Source organism: Pseudomonas sp. GW460-12-10-14-TSB1 (assembly GCF_017349775.1).
Classification (GTDB): Bacteria; Pseudomonadota; Gammaproteobacteria; order Pseudomonadales; family Pseudomonadaceae; genus Aquipseudomonas; species Aquipseudomonas piscium.
This window is the reverse complement of sequence record NZ_JACNAC010000088.1, coordinates 1-19,169: the sequence shown is the minus strand read 5'-3', so window position 1 is coordinate 19,169 and position 19,169 is coordinate 1. Positions and strand designations below refer to the sequence as shown.

General features: G+C 64.0%; 14 protein-coding genes. 6 read left to right on the top strand and 8 right to left on the bottom strand.

Going from position 1 to position 19,169, the window contains the following annotated elements:
- From J4D52_RS29145 to J4D52_RS29130, 4 genes are all read left to right on the top strand, one after another.
- On the top strand, window positions 1-4,914 hold a 4,914-nt coding region (locus tag J4D52_RS29145), incomplete at its 5' end, for a non-ribosomal peptide synthetase (protein ID WP_207272206.1).
- A gap of 180 nt (window positions 4,915-5,094) precedes the next feature.
- A complete protein-coding gene (gene macA / locus J4D52_RS29140) occupies window positions 5,095-6,243 on the top strand; it encodes a macrolide transporter subunit MacA (protein ID WP_025810305.1) in 1,149 nt (382 codons plus the stop codon).
- A 2-nt stretch (window positions 6,244-6,245) separates the two neighbouring features.
- The gene (locus J4D52_RS29135) at window positions 6,246-8,216 is read left to right on the top strand and encodes a MacB family efflux pump subunit (RefSeq protein ID WP_102678154.1); all 1,971 of its coding nucleotides are present in this window, start codon (window positions 6,246-6,248) and stop codon (window positions 8,214-8,216) included.
- A 161-nt stretch (window positions 8,217-8,377) separates the two neighbouring features.
- Complete coding sequence (locus tag J4D52_RS29130; protein ID WP_102678153.1) at window positions 8,378-9,370, top strand: acyltransferase; 993 nt, start codon at window positions 8,378-8,380, stop codon at window positions 9,368-9,370.
- Between the two features lie 97 nt (window positions 9,371-9,467).
- Here J4D52_RS29130 and J4D52_RS29125 read toward each other — a convergent pair whose 3' ends face one another.
- Together J4D52_RS29125 and J4D52_RS29120 are read right to left on the bottom strand one after the other, a co-directional pair.
- The gene (locus J4D52_RS29125; RefSeq protein ID WP_102678156.1) at window positions 9,468-10,202 is read right to left on the bottom strand and encodes a helix-turn-helix transcriptional regulator; all 735 of its coding nucleotides are present in this window, start codon (window positions 10,200-10,202) and stop codon (window positions 9,468-9,470) included.
- Window positions 10,203-10,587: 385 nt separating this feature from the next.
- Window positions 10,588-12,327: a dipeptidase gene (locus J4D52_RS29120; protein WP_102678152.1), complete on the bottom strand. Its 1,740-nt coding sequence runs from the start codon at window positions 12,325-12,327 to the stop codon at window positions 10,588-10,590.
- A 377-nt stretch (window positions 12,328-12,704) separates the two neighbouring features.
- Here J4D52_RS29120 and J4D52_RS29115 point away from each other — a divergent pair, with 377 nt between their 5' ends.
- Window positions 12,705-13,721: a GlxA family transcriptional regulator gene (locus tag J4D52_RS29115; RefSeq protein ID WP_102678151.1), complete on the top strand. Its 1,017-nt coding sequence runs from the start codon at window positions 12,705-12,707 to the stop codon at window positions 13,719-13,721.
- 19 nt (window positions 13,722-13,740) lie between these two features.
- Here J4D52_RS29115 and J4D52_RS29110 read toward each other — a convergent pair whose 3' ends face one another.
- The 6 genes from J4D52_RS29110 to J4D52_RS29085 all read right to left on the bottom strand — a co-directional run bounded on the left by J4D52_RS29110 (window position 13,741) and on the right by J4D52_RS29085 (window position 18,143).
- Entirely contained in the window at window positions 13,741-14,223 is a 483-nt protein-coding gene (locus J4D52_RS29110; RefSeq protein ID WP_102678150.1) for a DUF4265 domain-containing protein, read from the bottom strand.
- A 96-nt stretch (window positions 14,224-14,319) separates the two neighbouring features.
- Window positions 14,320-14,700 carry a c-type cytochrome gene (locus J4D52_RS29105; RefSeq protein ID WP_102678149.1) on the bottom strand — a complete coding sequence of 127 codons (381 nt, stop codon included), beginning with the start codon at window positions 14,698-14,700 and terminating at the stop codon, window positions 14,320-14,322.
- 162 nt (window positions 14,701-14,862) lie between these two features.
- Window positions 14,863-15,171, bottom strand: a complete 309-nt coding sequence (locus J4D52_RS29100; RefSeq protein ID WP_063431546.1) for a hypothetical protein — start codon at window positions 15,169-15,171, stop codon at window positions 14,863-14,865.
- 42 nt (window positions 15,172-15,213) lie between these two features.
- Complete coding sequence (locus J4D52_RS29095; protein ID WP_155738296.1) at window positions 15,214-15,357, bottom strand: hypothetical protein; 144 nt, start codon at window positions 15,355-15,357, stop codon at window positions 15,214-15,216.
- 247 nt (window positions 15,358-15,604) lie between these two features.
- Window positions 15,605-16,816 carry an MFS transporter gene (locus tag J4D52_RS29090; protein ID WP_063431544.1) on the bottom strand — a complete coding sequence of 404 codons (1,212 nt, stop codon included), beginning with the start codon at window positions 16,814-16,816 and terminating at the stop codon, window positions 15,605-15,607.
- A gap of 277 nt (window positions 16,817-17,093) precedes the next feature.
- Entirely contained in the window at window positions 17,094-18,143 is a 1,050-nt protein-coding gene (locus tag J4D52_RS29085; RefSeq protein ID WP_102678148.1) for an NAD(P)-dependent alcohol dehydrogenase, read from the bottom strand.
- A 167-nt stretch (window positions 18,144-18,310) separates the two neighbouring features.
- On the opposite strand from J4D52_RS29085, the gene J4D52_RS29080 reads away from it, so the two are divergent.
- A partial coding sequence (locus J4D52_RS29080) for an AraC family transcriptional regulator (RefSeq protein ID WP_207272205.1) occupies window positions 18,311-19,169 on the top strand: 859 nt, incomplete at its 3' end.

The following is a 19,169-nucleotide window of genomic DNA, read 5'->3' as shown; positions in this document are numbered from 1 at the left end:
AATCTGAGCCAGGAGGCGATCGAACGCATCGTCGCCAGCGTTCCCGGCGGCCTGGCCAATGTGCAGGATATCTACGCCCTGGCACCGTTGCAGGCCGGCATCCTCTACCACCATATCGCCGCCAGCCAGGGCGACCCCTATGTGCTGCAGGCGCAGTTCGCCTTTGCCAGCCCGGAGCGCCTGGCGGCCTTTGTCCTGGCCTTGCAGGCGGTGATCGAGCGCCAGGATATCCTGCGCAGCTCGGTGCATTGGCAAGGGCTGGAGGAACCGGTGCAGGTGGTCTGGCGCCAGGCTCCGCTGGTCTGTGAAGCAGTGGCCGTGGACGGCGCGGAAGGCGATGTACTGGACCAGCTGCGGGCGCGCTTCGACCCGCGCCGGCATCGCCTGGACCTCGGCCAGGCGCCGCTGCTGCGCCTGGTGCATGCCCATGACCTGGTCAACGGGCGGGTGGTGGCGCTGTTGCTGTTCCATCACCTGGTGATGGACCACATCGCCCTGGAAGTGCTGCAACAGGAGATGCAGGCCTGGCTGCTGGGCGAGGGCGAGCACTTGGGGGCGGCGGTGCCGTACCGCAACTACGTGGCCCAGACCCGCCTGGGCATCGGCGAGCAGGAACACGAAGCCTTCTTCCGCGCGCTGCTGGCGGACTTCGACGAGCCGACCCGGCCGTTCGCCCTGCCGGCCCGGGAGCAGGGCGGCGACACCGAAGAGGCGCGCCTGGCCCTCGATGCCGGCCTGAGCCGGCGCCTGCGGGCCCAGGCCCGGCAGTTGGGCATCAGCGCCGCGAGCCTGATGCACCTGGCCTGGGGGCAGCTGTTGAGCCGGGTGTCCAACCAGCCATCGGTGGTGTTCGGCACCGTGCTGCTCGGGCGTATGCAGGGCGGCGAAGGCGCGGAGCGGGCGCTGGGGGTGTTCATCAATACCCTGCCGCTGCGGGTCGAGCTGGGCGGGCAGGCGGTGCGCAGCGCAGCGCTGGCCACCCATGAGCGCCTGACTCAATTGCTCAGCCACGAACATGCGCCCTTGGCCCTGGTGCAGCGTTGCAGCGCGGTGGCGCCGGCCACGCCCTTGTTCAGCACTTTGCTCAACTACCGTCACAGCGCCCCGGCGGCGCTCGATGCGAGCCCGGCGACGACGGCCTGGCAGGGCATGCAACTGCTCAAGGCCGAAGAGCGCACCAACTACCTGTTGACCCTGAGCATCGATGACCTGGGCGAGGACTTCAGCCTGACCGCCCTGACCCTGCCGGGCATCGGTGCCCAGCGTATCTGCGGTTATATGCAGTGTGTCCTGGAAAACCTGGTGCAGGCCCTGGAGCAGGCGCCGCAGACGCCAGTCGAAGCCCTGGCGATCCTTTCCGATGAGGAGCGGCATCAGCTGCTGGAAGGCTTCAATGCCACGGCGCGGGAATTCCCCGAGGAACAGACGGTGGATCGGCTGTTCGAAGCCCAGGCCCAGGCCCACCCCGAGGCCACCGCCGCGGTGCATGGCCAGCAGTCGCTGAGTTATGGCGAACTGAATGCGCGGGCCAACCGCTTGGCCCATTACCTGATGGGCCTGGGGGTGAAGCCGGGGGACAGCGTGGCGATCCTGCTGGAGCGTTCCCTGGACCTGCTGGTCAGCCAGCTGGCCATCAGCAAGTGCGCAGCCGTCTATGTGCCGCTGGACAACCACGCGCCGGCCGAGCGCCAGGCCTTCATGCTCGAGGACAGCCAGGCGCTGTTGCTGTTGACCCGCAGTGGCGAACTCTTGGCCCGCCCGGTGCGCCGGGTCGAGCTGGACCGGCTGAACCTCGCCGACCAGCCGCAGCACAACCCGCAGCTGGCGCAGTCCGCCGAGGCGGTGGCGTACATCATGTACACCTCGGGCTCCACCGGCACCCCCAAGGGCGTGCTGGTGCCACACCGTGGCATTACCCGGCTGGTGCTGAACAACGGCTATGCCGATTTCAACCCGCGGGACCGGGTGGCGTTCGCCTCCAACCCGGCGTTCGACGCCAGCACCATGGACGTCTGGGGCGCCTTGCTCAATGGCGGCCAGGTGCAGGTGATCGACCATTACACCCTGCTCGATCCCGAGCGCTTCGGCGCGGCGCTCAAGGCCGGCGCCAGCACTGTGCTGTTCGTCACCACGGCGCTGTTCAACCAGTATGTACAGCTGATTCCCGATGCCCTCAAGGGCCTGCGGATGCTCCTGTGCGGCGGCGAGCGGGCCGACCCGGCGGCGTTCCGGCGCTTGCTGGCCCAGGCCCCGGCGTTGCGCCTGGTGCATTGCTACGGCCCCACCGAAACCACCACCTACGCCACCACGTATGAGGTCAAGGCGCTGGCGGCGGATGCGGAAAGCGTGCCGGTGGGCCGGCCGATCTCCAACACCCGGGTGTATGTGCTCGACGCCCGGCAACAGCCGGTGCCGGTGGGCGTGGTGGGGGAGATCTACATTGGCGGCCATGGGGTGGCCAAGGGTTACCTGAACCGCGCGCAACTGAGCGCCGAGAAGTTTCTCCCTGATCCTTTCAGCCCACAGCCGCAGCGCCTGATGTACCGCACCGGCGACCTCGGGCGCTGGAACGAGCAGGGCCTGCTGGAGTGCATCGGGCGCAACGACGACCAGGTGAAGATCCGCGGCTACCGCATCGAGCTGGGGGAAATCGAAGCGCGCCTGGCCACCTGCCCGGGCGTCAAGGAGGTGGTGGTACTGGCTCGCGAGGGCGCGCCGGGGGACAAGCGCCTGGTGGCCTACTGCACCGCCCGGGCCGCCGAGCCCGCGCTGGCCATCGAGCGGCTGCGGGGCTATCTGCAAGGCCAACTGCCGGACTACATGGTGCCTTCGGCCTATGTGCTGCTGGAGCGACTGCCACTGACCGCCAACGGCAAGGTGGATCGCAAGGCGCTGCCGGCGCCGCAACTGGAGGCTTTGGTGCAGGGTGAATACCAGGCACCCGCCAGCGCGCTGGAACAGACCCTGGCCCAGGCCTGGGCCGAGGTGCTGAAGCTGGAACGGGTCGGGCGCCACGACAGTTTCTTCGAGCTGGGCGGGCACTCGTTGCTGGCGATCCGCCTGGTCACCCTGCTGCAACAGGCCGACCTGCACATCACCCTGGCCGAGCTGTTCGAGCATGCCAGCGTCGCCGCCATCGCCGCCTTGCTCAGCCAGCGTGGGGGCGCCCCGCAACCGCAGCAGCAGACACTGATCCCGGTGCGTACCGGCGGCAGCCAGCCGCCGTTGTTCCTGGTCCATGAGTTCAGTGGCCTGGATCTGTACTTCCCGGCGCTGGGCAAGCATATCGCCGGCGACTTCCCGATCTACGGCTTGCCGGGCGTTGCGCTTGGGCAGCCACAGTTGCACACCATGCAGTGCCTGGCCACGCGCCTGGTGGGGATCATCCGCGAGGTGCAGGCCGAAGGGCCGTATCGCCTGGCGGGCTGGTCGTTCGGCGGGGTGCTGGCCTACGAGATCGCCCAGCAACTGATCGGCCAGGACCAGGTGGTGGAATTCCTAGGCCTGATCGACAGCTACGTGCCGCGCCTGACCGACCAGGGCAAGGCGCGCTGGTCCGGCGACAACGCGCTGAAGCTGCACCTGCTGCTGCAATGCAGCCTGTACTGGAAGGCCCAGGGCGCGGCCGGTAGCGCGGCCCTGGCGCGCCTCGACCCACTGCACCAGGAACTGGACGGGCTGGACTTCTCCACGTTGCTGCAACGCTGCCGCGACCAGCAGCTGCTGTACCCGGACATGGCCGCGGCGTCGGATGCCGACCTGCTGGGCTTCCTCGAACGCGAGGTGGGCCATGGCCATGCCCTGGCGCATTACAGCCTGTTCGCGCTGGACCTGCCGGTGTACCTGTTCTGCGCCGAGGAGCGGCCGACCGAGCTGTCGCGGCGCAGCCAGCTGCTGGGTTGGGACCAGGTGCTGGCGGCGGATCGCCTGCGGGCGATCCCGGTGCCGGGGGATCACCAGAGCATGATGCAGGCGCCGCATATCCAGGTGCTGGGCCAGGCCATCAGCCAGGCCGTACAGGCCTCGGCGGCGGAGCGCGCGGCGGCGTCGCCAGTGCCGCTTTATCAGCCGTTGCTGAGGATCCAGAGCGGCCGCGCCGGGCAGGTGCCGATCTTCTGTGTGCCGGGGGCTGGCGACAGCGTCACCGGCTTTATCGGCCTGACCGAAGCCCTGGGCCCGGACTGGCCGATCCTCGGCCTGCAACCCCGGGGCCTGGAAGGCAACGCGGTGCCTCACAGTCGGGTCGAGAGCGCGGCCGCCCATTACCTGAACGCGCTGGAGCAGCTGTACCCCGAGGGGCCGCTGCACCTGGTCGGGCATTCCTTCGGCGGCTGGGTGGTGTACGAAATGGCCACGCTGTTGCAGGCCAAGGGGCGTGAGGTGGCGTCCCTGACCCTGATCGACAGCGAGTCTCCCGGCGGCAACGGCGTGGTCGGCAAGGCCTACACCACCTCGGCGGCCTTGCAGCGCCTGATCGAGAGCCTGCAACTGGCCTCGGGCAAGTCCTTAGGCGTTGATCCGCGGGCGTTGGCCATGCAGGACGATGCCACTCAACTGGAGCAGTTGCATGCCGGCATGGTCCGCGTCGGCCTGCTGTCACCGCGCTCCACGCCCGAGACGATCCTGGGCACGGTCCGCACCTTCGCCAGCGCCCTGCGCACCCTCTACCAGCCGCGCCGGCGCTACCAGGGCCGGGCGCGCCTGGTGCTGGCGGACGATCCGACCCTGGATGCCGCCGGCAACCAGCGGGAGCAGCGGGCGATGGCCGAGGGCTGGCGCCAGCAGGTGGGCGAACTGGAGGTCTGGCACGGCCCGGGCAACCATTTCAGCCTGCTCAAGGCGCCCAATGTGGCGCGCCTGGCGGCCTGGTGGCACGAGGGCTTGTCGCTGGCGACCGGGGAGCAGGTGTCATGAGGGGCGCGGGCCCGCCCGGGCAGCCGGGCAACGGGCTATGGATGGGTTCGGCCGCCGGCTCCACGGCTGGCTGAACCCGCTGGGTTTATCGGGAAGCACCGCTCATGACGGCAATAGGGTGCTTCGCACAGTGAGGCCCGGCAGCCGCCGGGTTCACCCTCAACGGATTTGTGGTCACCTATGGAAAAGTCGAAGTTTCGCAAAATCGCTATGGGGTTGGCGCTGGTCGTGGTGACCGGTTTGGTTTTCTACGCGGTGCGGGCGCCGGCGCAGGCGCCGCAGTACCTGACCGCCAAGGTCGAACGCAGCGATATCGAGAACGCGGTGCTGGCCTCGGGTCTGCTCGAAGGCATCAAGCAGGTGGATGTCGGCGCCCAGGTGTCCGGGCAGCTGAAGTCGCTCAAGGTCAAGCTCGGCGACAAGGTGAAGAAGGGCCAGTGGCTGGCGGAAATCGACCCGCTGGTGCTGCAGAACACCTTGCGCCAGGCCCAGGTCGACGAGGAAAACCTGCAGGCGCAACGGCGCGCCACCATCGCCCAGCTCAAGGAAACCAAGTCGATCTACGAGCGCTACCTGGGCTTGCAGGAAGACGCGGCGATCTCCAAGCAGGAGTTCGAGACCGCCACCGCCAACTATGAGGTGCAGCGCGCCAACCTGTTGTCCCTGGATGCGCAGATCAAGAACGCGCATATCCAGATCGACACCGCCAAGGTCAACCTGGCCTATACCCGCATCGTCGCGCCCATCGACGGCGACGTGGTGGGCATCGTCACCCAGGAAGGCCAGACCGTGATCGCCAACCAGCTGGCGCCGGTGCTGCTCAAGCTGGCCGACCTCGACACCATGACCGTCAAGGCCCAGGTCTCGGAGGCCGACGTGATCCATATCAGCCCCGGCCAGGAGGTGTACTTCACCATTCTCGGCGAGGACCGGCGCTACTACGGCAAGTTGCGCGGCACTGAGCCTGCGCCGCAGAACTTCCTCGACACCCCGCCCGCCGGCACGCCGAAACAGACCACCGCGGTGTTCTACAACGCGCTGTTCGATGTGCCCAACCCCGATCATCGCCTGCGGATTTCCATGACCGCCCAGGTGCGCATCGTGCTCGACACCGCCAAGGATGTGCTGACGGTGCCGGTGGCCGCGCTGGGCCCGCGCAACAACGATGGCAGCTTCCCGGTGCGGGTCCTCGACGCCAAGGGCCAGGCCCAGTCACGCAACGTGCAGACCGGCATCAACAACAACGTCAAGGTGCAGATCAAGGACGGCCTGGCCGAAGGCGACCGGGTGGTGATCGGCGATCCGCTGCCGGCCGTGGCGGGGGCCTGACCATGACTCAGCCCCAGTCTCAACCCCTGCTGGAACTCAAGGGCATCAGCCGCAGTTTCATGGCTGGCGAGCGCGAGTTCATGGCCCTCAAGCACATCGACCTGAGGATCGAGGCCGGCGAGATGGTGGCGATCACCGGGGCTTCGGGTTCCGGCAAGTCGACCCTGATGAACATCCTCGGCTGCCTCGACTACGCCACCGGCGGCAGCTACCGGATCAACGGCCAGGAAACCCGCGACCTCGACGACCAGGCCCTGGCGGAGTTGCGCCGCGACTACTTCGGTTTCATCTTCCAGCGTTACCACCTGCTGCCGCACCTGAGCGCCATGCACAACGTCGAGATGCCGGCGATCTATGCCGGCACCGCCGAGGCCAAGCGCCACGGCCGGGCCCGCGAATTGCTGGCGCGGCTAGGGCTGACCGGGCACCTGGGCCATCGGCCGAGCCAGCTGTCCGGCGGCCAGCAGCAGCGGGTGAGTATCGCCCGGGCCTTGATGAACGGCGGCGAAGTGATACTCGCCGACGAACCCACCGGCGCTCTGGACACCGCCAGCGGCAAGGAGGTGATGAATATCCTGCTGGAGCTGCATGCCCTCGGGCACACGGTGATCATCGTCACCCACGACCCCAAGGTCGCGGCCAATGCCGAGCGGATCATCGAGGTGCGCGACGGTGAGATCCTCAGCGACCAGGCCAATGTCCGCGAGGGCGCCCAGGCACCCGGCAAGCCGCCGGTGGCCCTCGAGGGCAATGGCGCGCGGCGCCTGGTGGCCAGCCTGGGGCTGTTCCGCGAGGCCTTCAACATGGCCTGGGTGGCGCTGATTTCCCACCGCATGCGCACCTTGCTGACCATGCTCGGGATCGTCATCGGCATCACCTCGGTGGTGTCGATCTCGGCCATCGGCGAGGGCGCCAAGCGCTATGTGCTCAAGGACATCCAGGCCATCGGCAGCAACACCATCGATATCTATTCCGGCACCAGCTTCGGCGACAGCCGGGCGACGGCCATCGAGACCCTGGTGCCGGCCGATGTCGCGGCCCTCAACCAGCTGTATTACGTCGACAGCGCCACCCCGGTGGTGGGGCGCAACATGTTGCTGCGCTACCGCAATATCGACCTCGACGCCCAGGTCAACGGCGTCAGCGACCAGTACTTCCAGGTGCGCGGGCTGAAGCTGGCGGCCGGCATCGCCTTCAGCGAAAGCGACGCCCGGCGCCAGGCCCAGGTGGTGGTCATCGACCACAATACCCGCCACCGCCTGTTCGGCCCCGGGGAAGATCCCCTGGGCCAGGTGATCCTGGTGGGCAACCTGCCGTGCACAGTGATTGGCGTAACCGCGGAGAACAAGAACATGTTCGCCGCGAGCAAGGCGCTGAATGTCTGGGTGCCCTATGAAACCGCGGCCGGGCGCCTGCTTGGCCAGCGCTACCTGGACAGCATCACGGTGCGGATCAAGGACGGCCAGCCGAGCAAGGTGGTGGAAGACAACGTCACCAAGCTGATGCTGCAACGCCACGGCACCAAGGACTTCTTCACCAACAACCTGGACAGCATCATGCAGACGGTGCAGAAGACCAGCCGCTCCCTGGCGCTGCTGCTGTCGCTGATCGCGGTGATTTCCCTGGTGGTCGGCGGCATCGGCGTGATGAACATCATGCTGGTGTCGGTCACCGAGCGCACCCGCGAGATTGGCATCCGCATGGCGGTGGGCGCGCGCCAGTCGGACATCCGCCAGCAGTTCCTGGTGGAGGCGGTGATGGTCTGCCTGATCGGCGGGATGATCGGCATCACCCTGTCCTACGCCATCGGCTACCTGTTCTCGCTGTTCGTCAAGGAATGGGAAATGGTGTTTTCCATGGCCTCGATCGTCACCGCGTTCGCCTGCTCGACCCTGATCGGCATCGTCTTCGGCTTCGTGCCGGCGCGCAACGCCGCGCGGCTGGACCCGATCGAGGCGCTGGCGCGGGACTGACGTGCATTACCCGCACAGGCCAAGCCTGGGCGGGCCAGGCTACCGGCAACCGAGCGAAAAAGGCTGTGGTTGCGTCCACGGAATATGGCAAAAGGCCTGTTTTCCCCACGCAAAGCAGCGTAGTTTACGCGTCACAATTACAAGGACGTTTGGGGTCGCGAGTGGGTGCGTATCGTCTGTTGTTGGCTGTCCTGGTGGCCGTTTCGCATATGGGCAAGACATTCATGGGGCTCAATCCCGGGGTGGTTGCCGTGATTTCCTTCCTGATCATCAGCGGTTTCGTGATGACTTCGCTGATCGAGCGCAGCTACAGGGCGCCGGAAAAAATCGGCCTGTTCTACCTGGACAGGGCCTTGCGGCTTTACCCGCAATTTCTGTTCTACTTCGCCGCCTCCTGCGCGGTGATCTATTTCCTGCTGCCCGGCACGCCGCAAGCCGCCGAGCTGACGCTCAGGAACATCGCCGCCAGCCTGCCCATCGTGCCCCTGGGTTTCTATATGTTCGGGGCGGCCGGCGTGGAGATCTTGCCGCCGGCCTGGTCGCTGGGGCTGGAGATGTGTTTCTACCTGGTGATCCCGTTCCTGATCCTCTACCGGGCGCGCGGCGTTGCCTTTGCCCTGTCGGTGGCGGTCTTCCTCGCCGCGTGCCTGGGGTTCATCAACACTGACCTGTACGGCTACCGGCTACTGCCCGGCGTGTTGTTCATGTTCCTGTGCGGCAGCTACCTGTACCAGGCGCGGGCGAAGGGGTTGATGATCGCTGGCGGCAGCGCCGTGGCGGCGGCCTTGATATTCGTGGCGATCATGGCCGGCTGGATAGAGCGTCGGCCGTTCAACGCCGAGGTGACCGCCGGCCTGGCGCTGGGCGTGCCGGCCGTGTACCTGCTGACGAAGCTCGGATTCCACCGGATCGACGAGTTCCTCGGGAACATCAGCTACGGCGTGTTCCTCAATCACTTTGTGGTGATGTACCTGCTGCGGGCTTTCTGGCCAGTGGCCTACGATGCGCCCATAGTGGCCAGCGTGCTGGCGCTGTCGCTGTTATTCAGCGGCGTTTCCTACTACTGCGTCGAGCGGCCGGCCTTGAAGCTGCGTCATGGGCTCCGGGCCGGCGCGAGGTATGGGGCGGTGCAGGGGCGGGAAGTGGCGGCTTGATGCGGGCGTCGCCGTCGCGTCCTTCGCGGTTCCGCCTTCAGGGCTTGCCCCGCTCATGGACGACTGAGCGGGACGTCTCCTTCTCAGGTCTGGAGGATCAGAGGCTGGTGCTCGGGCCTGGGGTGGCCGTGGCTTCGTCCGGGGAGTACATCCAGCGCAGCAGCGAGTGGCGCCCGCTGATCCCCATCTTGATCGCCGCCCGCTTGAGGTAGCTCTCGACCGTGTGCACCTTGAGTTTCAATTGCCCGGCCAGCTCGGGGGCGGTGCGTCCGGCGAGCAGGCCGACGCAGACCTGCATTTCCCGGTTCGACAGCTTCAGCCCCGACTGCCGCAGGCGCGCGGCGAAGCGCAGGCGCAGGGTTTCCAGGCCCTGGTGTTCCAGGCTGTCGGCGGCCTCGGGGTGGTCCCCTGGGGCGTTGTGCGGCTGCAGCGCCGCCAGGTGCTCCTCCACCATGGGCAGCAGCAGCGGGGAGAAATCCTGCAGCAGGGTGCGTTCCTGGTGCGAGAAGCTCTGTGACTGGCAGGAGCGGTAGACCGAGATCACATAGCGGTAATCGTCCTTGTGGCTGGTCAGGTGCAATTGCGCGGCGGTCTCGGCTGGGCGTGCCGTCGAATGCTCTCCGGACGAGGCGGGCGTGGAGTCGCTGTAGACCTCGTCGCGGGCGTTCCTGGGCTGCGATTGACCCTCTGAATACACACGCATCTGGGTGATATGCGTGGCGTCCACCGCCAGTTGGGTGCGTATCAGATCATGCAGCATGCGCGGAAAACTGCGACTGCCGGTGCTGGCGATGACCTTGCCAATGTGTGGGAACAGTATTTGTGAGTTCATCATTTCATCCATGAGTTTCGTGTTGCACGACACTTGCCTTAGTAAGCGACGAGTGCGGCGAGACTATGTTTAGAGCCTTTCGCCGGATTCGTCGCCGCCTCGTATCCTAGTACAGGGTTCTGGTGGCGGTTTAATGAAATACGGCAAAAAGACGCAGGCAGAGCGTTTTCCTTACGCAATGCCGGCGCGGGTTGGCCAACCCTGGCCGCTTGCAACTGATTCTATCCTTTTGGATGGCGTCAATATGCCACTATCTGCCTGTCGACATGCCCAGAAACGACATGGCGCCTGGCCGGTCGTGCATCGGGGGGGACAGGACTCGAGCCTGACCTGGATCGGGATGAGCACTGCAGTGGACCCGCCAGGGCGGCGGGTCCGAATGGGCTCAGAGTTTCGGCAACTGGCCGATGCGACCGAACATTTCAGTGACGATCTGCAGGTCCAGCTGGAACTGCTCGACGGTCTTGAACTCGTTGTCGTTGTGGCCGGTGTACTTGACCTCGGGACGGGCCAGGCCGAATTGCACGCCGTTGGGCAGTTCATGCACCGAGGTGGCGCCGGCGGAGGTGCCGAACTCGTGCTTCATGCCCAGGTTTTCGCTGGCCACCGCCAACAGCGCCTTGACCCATTCACCCTCGGGGTTGCGGTACATCGGCTCGGCGATCTTGTAGTCGAAGTTCACCGCGACCTGGTTCTTCTTGCTCCAGGCGGCCAGCTTGTCGGCGATCTGCTGTTGCAGCACCTCGGGGGTCTTGCCCTTGGGCACGCGCAGGTTGACCGCCAGCTTGAAGGCTTTTTCGTCCTGGCCGACATAGGTCAGGGAGGTGGTCAGCGGGCCCATGAAGTCATCGGCGAAACCGACCCCCAGCTTGTTGCCCAGGTAGTCCAGGCCCCAGTTGTCGGCGGCGTAGCGGGCGGCATCGGTGATCTGGTTGTGCTTGAGCGCGACCTTGCCGTCGAGGCTGTTGATGAAGTCGAGCATGCGCGCCACCGGGTTGACCCCGGACTCTGGCTCGGAGGAGTGGGCGGACACGCCGGTGACCGTCAGCTTGACGTCCTTGCCTTCGACCTTGGCGGCCACGCTGAAGTCGCCGCCATGGGCCTTGGCGTATTCGCTGCCGGCTTTCTGCAGGCTGGCGGCCAGCTCCGCAGGCTTGTCGGTCACCAGGGTGGCCACCGAGGCGCCCGGGATCTGGTTGGTGGCCAGGCCGCCGGTCATCGACACGATTTGTGCGCCTTTGCCCTCGGCGGTACGCCGCGGGAAGTTGGCCATGACGGTGCCGTAGCCTTTCTCGGCGATCACCACCGGGTAGCCGCCATCCAGCGCCAGGTTGTAGTTCGGCGTCGGGTTGTGTTCGAAGTAGTAGGGGATGGCGTCGCCGCTGGTTTCCTCGGTGGTGTCCACCAGCAGCTTGAAGTTGCGCGCCAGCGGCAGCTTCTCTTCCTTGATGATCTTCATCGCGTACAGGGCTACGACTATGCCGTTCTTGTCGTCCTCGGTGCCGCGGCCATACATGCGGTCGCCGACCAGGGTGACCTTGAACGGATCGAGTTTGGTGCCGTCCTGCAGCACCCAGTTCTCCGGCGTCACCGGCACCACGTCGGCATGGGCGTGGATGCCCACCACTTCATTGCCGCTGCCTTCCAGGGAGATCTCGTAGACGCGGTTGTCGATGTTGCGGAAGTTCAGGTTGAAGGCCTTGGCCAGGGCCTGGATCTTGTCGGCGATCTTGAGGAACTCGGGGTTCTCATGCTGCGGCACGCCGTCGACGCGCACGGTGGGGATGGCCACCAGTTCGCGCAGGGTTTCGGTGGCGGCCTTGCCGTACTTCACCCGGGCATAGAGACCCAGCAGGCGATGGATCTCGTTCTGCTGCTCGGCGGAAAGCGTCTTGTTGTCGAGGAAGGCGCTGATGGCCGGGCCCAGGTTGGCGCTCTTGGCCAGCTCACTCTTGCCCAGGGTGCCGAGGAACTGGCGGAAGTCCTTGACCGATGCATCGGCGAAGCTCTTGAGGATCGCCGCGTTCTGCTGTGGGGTGATGTTGGCGTGGGCGGTGCTGGTGAAGGCTGACAGGCTGGCCAGCATCAGGGTGGCCGCGGCCAGTTGCTTGAGGGAAAAATCCATTGCGGGAGGCGTTCCTTGCAGATTGTTAGGAATTGTCTGATCAACCTTCCCACGCTACCACCACGGGGGATTGCTACGGGAGTCCCCGAAGTGGGATCTGTCGCACAGAAATGCAAAAGCGGCGCAGAAACGAAAAAGCTACCCGGCCTGAGACACGCAGCAGATCGGGGTTTTTAAGCAGAGGCGGGAGCCTGATCGTCGAGGGTCGGAAGCGGTAGCCTTGTCAGATATTTGTGCCCCTGTGGAACCTCGGAACAGTAGAATCCCGGTCGCCTGGTGGAGGCGCCTTCGATGGCCTGCAACCAGGGTTTTCTGTGGATGCCAGGATTCAACGTACACTGATATCTGCGTTCAGTAGGGTAAAGAGGCGAGGGCGTATGGCGGTTGAACGGCGGGATTTCAGTGGCGGCATGAAGGGCAAGAACCTGCGTTACCTGGAAGAAGTGCGGGTAGCGCCCGCGGCCCATACACGGACAGGTTTCCTGCTGCTCGAACACTTCTCGTTGCCGGCCTTCACCCAGGCTCTGGATACCATCATTACCGCCAACCTGCTGCGTCCTGCCTTGTTCTCGCCGCGCACCTTTGGTTTGCAGGACGGTGAAGTCACCAGCGACCTCGGGCTGGTGATCCGCCCCGATGCGCGCCTGAGCGCTTCGGCGCTCAAGGAGCTGGACCTGCTGGTGATCTGCGGCGGCTACCGCACGGAGCTCAAGGCCGATCCCGAGCTGATCAGCCTGCTGAAGACCGCCGCCGAGTTGGGCATCAGCCTGGCCGGGCTGTGGAACGGGGCGTGGTTCCTGGGCGTCTCGGGGCTGCTGGAGGGCTATCGCTGCGCGATTCACCCGGAACACCGCCCCGCGCTGGCGGAGATTTCCAAGGTCACCCATGTCACCAGCGAGGCCTTTGTGGTGGATCGCGACCGGCTCACCGCCTCCAGTCCTGCCGGGGCCTTCCATATGGCCCTGGAGTGGATCAAGGGGCTGCATGGCAAGGCGCTGGTCGAGGGCATCGAGGACATTCTGTCGTTCGAGGAATCCCGCTACCGGCGCATCAAACCGACCATGCACATCTCGTTGAGCGCGCCCTTGCGCGAGGTGGTCAAGCTGATGGACGCCAACCTGGAAGAGCCGCTGCAAATGGAGCAACTGGCGGAGTACGCCGGGCGTTCCCGGCGGCAGATCGAGCGCCTGTTCAAGGAGCAGCTGGGCACCACCCCGCAGCGCTATTACCTGGAGTTGCGCATCACCGAAGCGCGCCGACTGCTGCAGCACACCGAGCTGTCCCAGGTCGAGGTGCTGGTGGCCTGCGGCTTCGTGTCGCCGAGCCATTTCAGCAAGTGCTACAGCTCGTATTTCGGCTACCGGCCCTCGAAGGAAAAGCGCCTGGTGAAGTGACCGCGGACATCAGCATCTATCAGCGTTCGAGCCACCAATATAAAAGTGTCTCATCCTCGTCATCATCCAGGTTTTTATAGATGTTGGAGTAGTACCACTGAATCGCTGTCCTATCTCGAAACCTGTTAAAGAGGTCGTTGATCTTCTCCATCCCATTGCGCGCCGGAACCGCCAATGACAGGTTTCCCTCAAATACACCATCCAGGGTTCCACCCAGCTCACAGGCCACGGCGTTTTCCAGCCAGGCTATTTCTTCTTGAGGAATAGCGTCCGCATAGATCTGGATGCAGAAGTTCCCGCCTCGTTGCAAGACGACGGCAGGTGCTTCTCTGTCTTTGATTGAAACAATATCTCCCCGTGCCAGATTCAGCGCGATGCCAGGAGAGGAGAGCAACTGGTAAGTGTCCTGATCGATCTTGCGAGCAGGCAGCTCTTCAAAAAACGGGCCGTTATCATCTGTGACATAAACCTGAATCAGAACAGGGGCTTCTTTATCGTTCATATACGGCTCCGTAGCTGTAGCTCTTCGCTGAATAATTTGCTTGTAACCAACCCTGGAATGACTCTTGGATTTCGGTGTCCACATTTCATCTCAAAATCATCGATTTTTTGAAATCACGCCACTCATGTATTGATGTAGATCGTGCAGATCCTTAATGCTCCAAGCGTGCGGCGGTATCTTTACACCATTCTCTCGCAAGGTTCTTGGAATCAAGTCTCCATTTGGGCGAAGTATGATCGATGACACAATAACGCCCGGATAATCATTCAATCGTTTTTTGAAAACGGATGTCGTAAGGTCAGGTGTTGGAGGAATGCTTTTATTAGCCAATGGCCCGGTTCCTTTGATATCTGCTCCGTGGCACACGGCACACCTCTGTGAATAGAGGTTTTTTCCATTGTTGTCCGCGAAGGACAGTGATGTTTGAGTGAACGATAGAATTCCTAGCGAAGCGATGAATAATGTTTTTATTTTCACTTTCCATGTGGCCTTGTTGTATGAATCAGATATGAAGCGAGGGCAAATTCTGGAGCTGCCACTGCAATATGACGGTTATTAGAAGCTCGTTATTCTCTTCGGGACGCCCTTGCTGACAAGGATCGCCCAGAGGGGCTAATGAACCATCTCGGCTAAATGATTTCAGCCTTCCATCCAGACATCTTCGTAGCCTTCGTTGTCGATGATGAACTTGGCGCCAGCGGGTAGGCAGAGGTAATTCAGCACCTGTGGCAGCATTTCCTTTAGATGCTCAGTGTGAACCGCTTGATAAAAATCATCAGCGCCCGAATGTTCTCCGCAGTGAATGAACCAACTGACATTGCCACCCTCCGGCAGCGGAATGCGTGTGCCATAAATAGGTGACTTGCCCAGAGTGGCAATCGCAATGGCGACCATTTCGTCTGGAGACAGTACAGGTAGTCCGTATTTTTCACAGATGTCTTTCTGCATATTATGCAACGCCTCTAGAAAACCATCTCTTGAAGTTTTTTATCAGGGATATTTTTGGTTTTCATTCTGGATAAGTTCAAGCAAGAGATTTGCATGGTGACGCACCCTGTCATTAATTGAAATTCCCTTGCCAAGCAATTGTGACTCAAGAGACTCAATGTCTTCGATTTCTTGATGGTCGATCATGTTGCTTTTTGGCGCCTGTAAATGACATGGATTTAATCGTTATCGAGAGGCTAGGCTTTTAAACCAGGGCAAAGGCAGTTGTCAAAGACGGCTCTTTAGGCGGAAGGCCTTATTCGGCTCTACCTCATCAGCTGCTGAGACAGTCCGTTCATTAACGAGGTCGAACTGTGGGCCATGGCGAACGGTTGCATCCATCTCAAAATCGCCTTTCAGCAAGTGCTTATGATCCTGACCCGTTGCAACCAACTTACGCCGCCACCTTCGCTGCCCTGAATGGCTGGCGCGTAGCGGCGCGGGCCGCGAGCACCGACAGCACGGCGGCCACCACCAGCACTGCCGCGCTCAGTTCGAAGGTCGCCTGATAACCGCTCAGGTCGAAGGCCAGGCCGCCCACCGTGGCGCCCGCGGTTATCGCCAGTTGGATGATCGCCACCATCAAGCCGCCGCCGGTTTCCGTATCGTCCGGCAGGGCGCGGGTCAGCCAGGTCCACCAGGCGACCGGCGCCGCAGTCGCCACCAGGCCCCAGAGGCCGAGCAGGACAGTGGTGATCGACACCGAAGCGCCAAACGCCACCAGGGCCATGGCGATCGCCGCCATCATCAGCGGGATGATGATCAGCGTGCGATACAGGGCGTTTTTCAGGAAGGCTTCGATCAGGAAGGTGCCGGCCAGACCGGCCAGGCCTATCACCAGCAGCATCAGCGACAGCGTCGATACCTGGACCTGGGTGACTGTCTCCAGGAAGGGCCGCAGGTAGGTGAACAGCATGAACTGGCCCATGAAAAACAGGCTCACCGCCAGCATGCCCAGGGCCACCGGCATTCTTTTCATCAGGTTGAAGACATTGCCGGTTCCGGCGGCAGGGCGCGCTTTCAGCGGTGGCAGGCTGACCAGCAGCCAGACGGCGGCGATGGCGGCCACCGGCACGACGCAGAAGAAGGCCCCGCGCCAGCCAATGAGGGAACCGAGGAAGCTGCCCAGGGGCGCGGCGATCACGGTCGCCAGGGCATTGCCGCCGTTGACGATGGCCAGGGCGCGGGGCACCTGGTTCTCGGGTACCAGGCGCAGGGTGGTGGCCGCCGACAGCGACCAGAAACCACCGATTGCCACGCCGATCAGCGCGCGACCGGCCATGAAACTCAGGTAGCCCGGAGCGAACGCCACCAGGGTTCCGGAGACGATCATCAACAGGGTCAGGGACAACAGCAGCCGCTTGCGGTCGACCCGGGCCGCCACCGAGGCGATCAGCAGGCTGCTGAACAAGGCAAACAGCCCGGAGACGGAAATGCCCTGGCCGGCTTGCCCCTCGCTGACCTGCAGATCCGCGGCGATAGGCGTCAGCAGGCTGACCGGCATGAACTCTGAGGCCACCAGGGCAAAGGCGGCGAGGGCCATGGCCAGCACGGCGCCCCAGGTGTGCCGGCCCTCGGGCGATTCGGCGTGGAAGGTAGCGGTCATGGAGACAGGTTTCCTGTATGGCTGGAAACGCCTGCGCAGACCGACGAGCTTTGCCGGCCGGGTCTTGCGGGCGCTTCGGTTTATAAGTGGGTGCACGGCGCTGAGGGCCGCGCAGGCGCGTGAGTGACGACCGACAGCCTTGCCTGTCAGCCGCCCCGGTGCTGGAGAAGATCTGGAGAAAACGCGGCACTGGACGCGGTGCCGCGAAGCAAAGGGTGCCCAACCTGGGCACCCACCGGACTACCTAAGGTGGCTCGGGATCAGGCGATTGCCGCGCTCAGCCCGCCAGGGTGGCGTTGTCGATCACGAAGCGGTATTTGACGTCGCCCTTGAGCATGCGTTCGTAGGACTCGTTGATCTGGTCCGCGCGCACCAGTTCGATGTCAGAGACGATGCCGTGCTCGGCGCAGAAGTCGAGCATCTCCTGGGTCTCGGCAATGCCGCCGATCATCGAGCCGGCGAGGGTCCGGCGTTTCATGATCAGGTTGAACACATTGGGCGAGGCATGCGGAGTCGCCGGGGCGCCCACCAGGGTCATGTTGCCGTCGCGCTTGAGCAGCACCAGGAAAGCGTCGAGATCGTGGGGCGCGGCCACAGTGTTGAGGATCAGGTCGAAGCTCTTGGCGTGGGCGGCCATTTCCTCGGCATTGCGCGACACCACCACTTCGTCGGCGCCCAGTTGCAGGGCGGCCTCGCGCTTGGAGTCGGAGGTGGTGAAGGCCACCACATGAGCGCCCAGGGCATGGGCCAGCTTGATGCCCATATGGCCGAGGCCACCGATGCCGACCACGCCGACTTTCTTGCCGGGGCCGACGTTCCAGTGGCGCAGCGGCGAATAGGTGGTGATGCCCGCGCACAGCAGCGGCGCGACGGCGGCCAGTTGCTCCTCGGGGTGGCGGATGCGCAGCACATAGCGCTCGTGGACCACGATCTGTTGCGAGTAGCCGCCCAGGGTCCAGCCCGGGGCGTCCGGTGTCGGGAAGTTGTAGGTGCCGATCATGCCGTCGCAGTAGTTCTCCAGGCCGTCCTCGCAGTCGGCGCAGTGCTTGCAGCTGTCGACGATGCAACCGATGCCGACCAGGTCGCCCGGGCGGAAACCGTCCACATGGGCGCCGACCGCCGCGACACGGCCGACGATTTCGTGGCCGGGCACGCAGGGAAACTGCGTGCCGTGCCACTCGGCGCGCACCTGGTGCAGGTCCGAGTGGCAGATGCCGCAGAAGGCGATGTCGATCTGCACGTCATGGGCGCCGGGGGCGCGGCGGGTGATCTGCAGGGGTTCGAGAGGTTGGTCGCCCGCATGGGCGCCATAGGCGTTGACTAACATTGCACACTCCATCCAGCGTTACGTTGGATGGCCATTTTCCCGGGCCGGTCCAAGCAGCCTGTAGTGCATTACGCTGGAATTCTTGCCCGATTCTCTGGACTTTGCTTTTTACGGTAGGACGCCCGCAAGGGCCGGGTTAACGTTTGGCGAGGAGGGTACACACCGACATGACACACCAACACGACAGCCGCGCCCAGACACCCCAGGAAACCCTCGCGCGCATCATTGGCGCCTGGAGCAAACACTCGGGAGACTACTCGACACCTATTCCCGGTCTTGGCTTCTTTCGCCGCGAGATCCCTGCGCCGCCCTCTGTGTGCATGGTCGAGCCGAGCATCATCCTCGTCGCCCAAGGGGCGAAACAGCTGTGGGTCGGCGGCGAAGCCTACCCCTACGACACCACGCGCTTTCTCGTCACCTCACTGGACCTGCCGGCCAATTCCGAGGTGACGGCCGCCAGCCTGGAACAACCCTGCCTGGGGCTGGGTTTCAAGCTCGACCCACGGATGCTGGCGGAGCTGGCCGCCCAGGGCGGGCTGCTGCAACCTCGGGATCGAGGCACAGGCAAGGGTGTGGGAATCGGCACCGCGACCCCGGCCATGCTCACCTCGTTCGTGCGCCTGCTGGAATTGCTGGACGAGCCCGAAGCCATCCCGGTGCTGGCCCCGCTGATCCAGCGCGAGATCCACTACCGCCTGCTGATGAGCGACCAGTCGGCGCGGCTGCGGCAGATCGCCTCCGTCGACGGCCAGGGCCACCGCATCGCCAGGGCCATCGACTGGCTGAAACTGAATTACACCGCGCAACTGCGCGTCGATGAACTCGCGTCCCGCGTGCAGATGAGTACACCGACCTTTCACCACCACTTCCGCCAACTCACCGCCATGAGCCCGTTGCAATACCAGAAGTGGCTACGGCTGACCGAAGCCAAACGCCTGATGATGAACGAACACCTGGACGTATCGAGTGCCGCCTTCAAGGTCGGCTATGAAAGCCCGTCGCAGTTCAGTCGAGAGTACAGCCGGC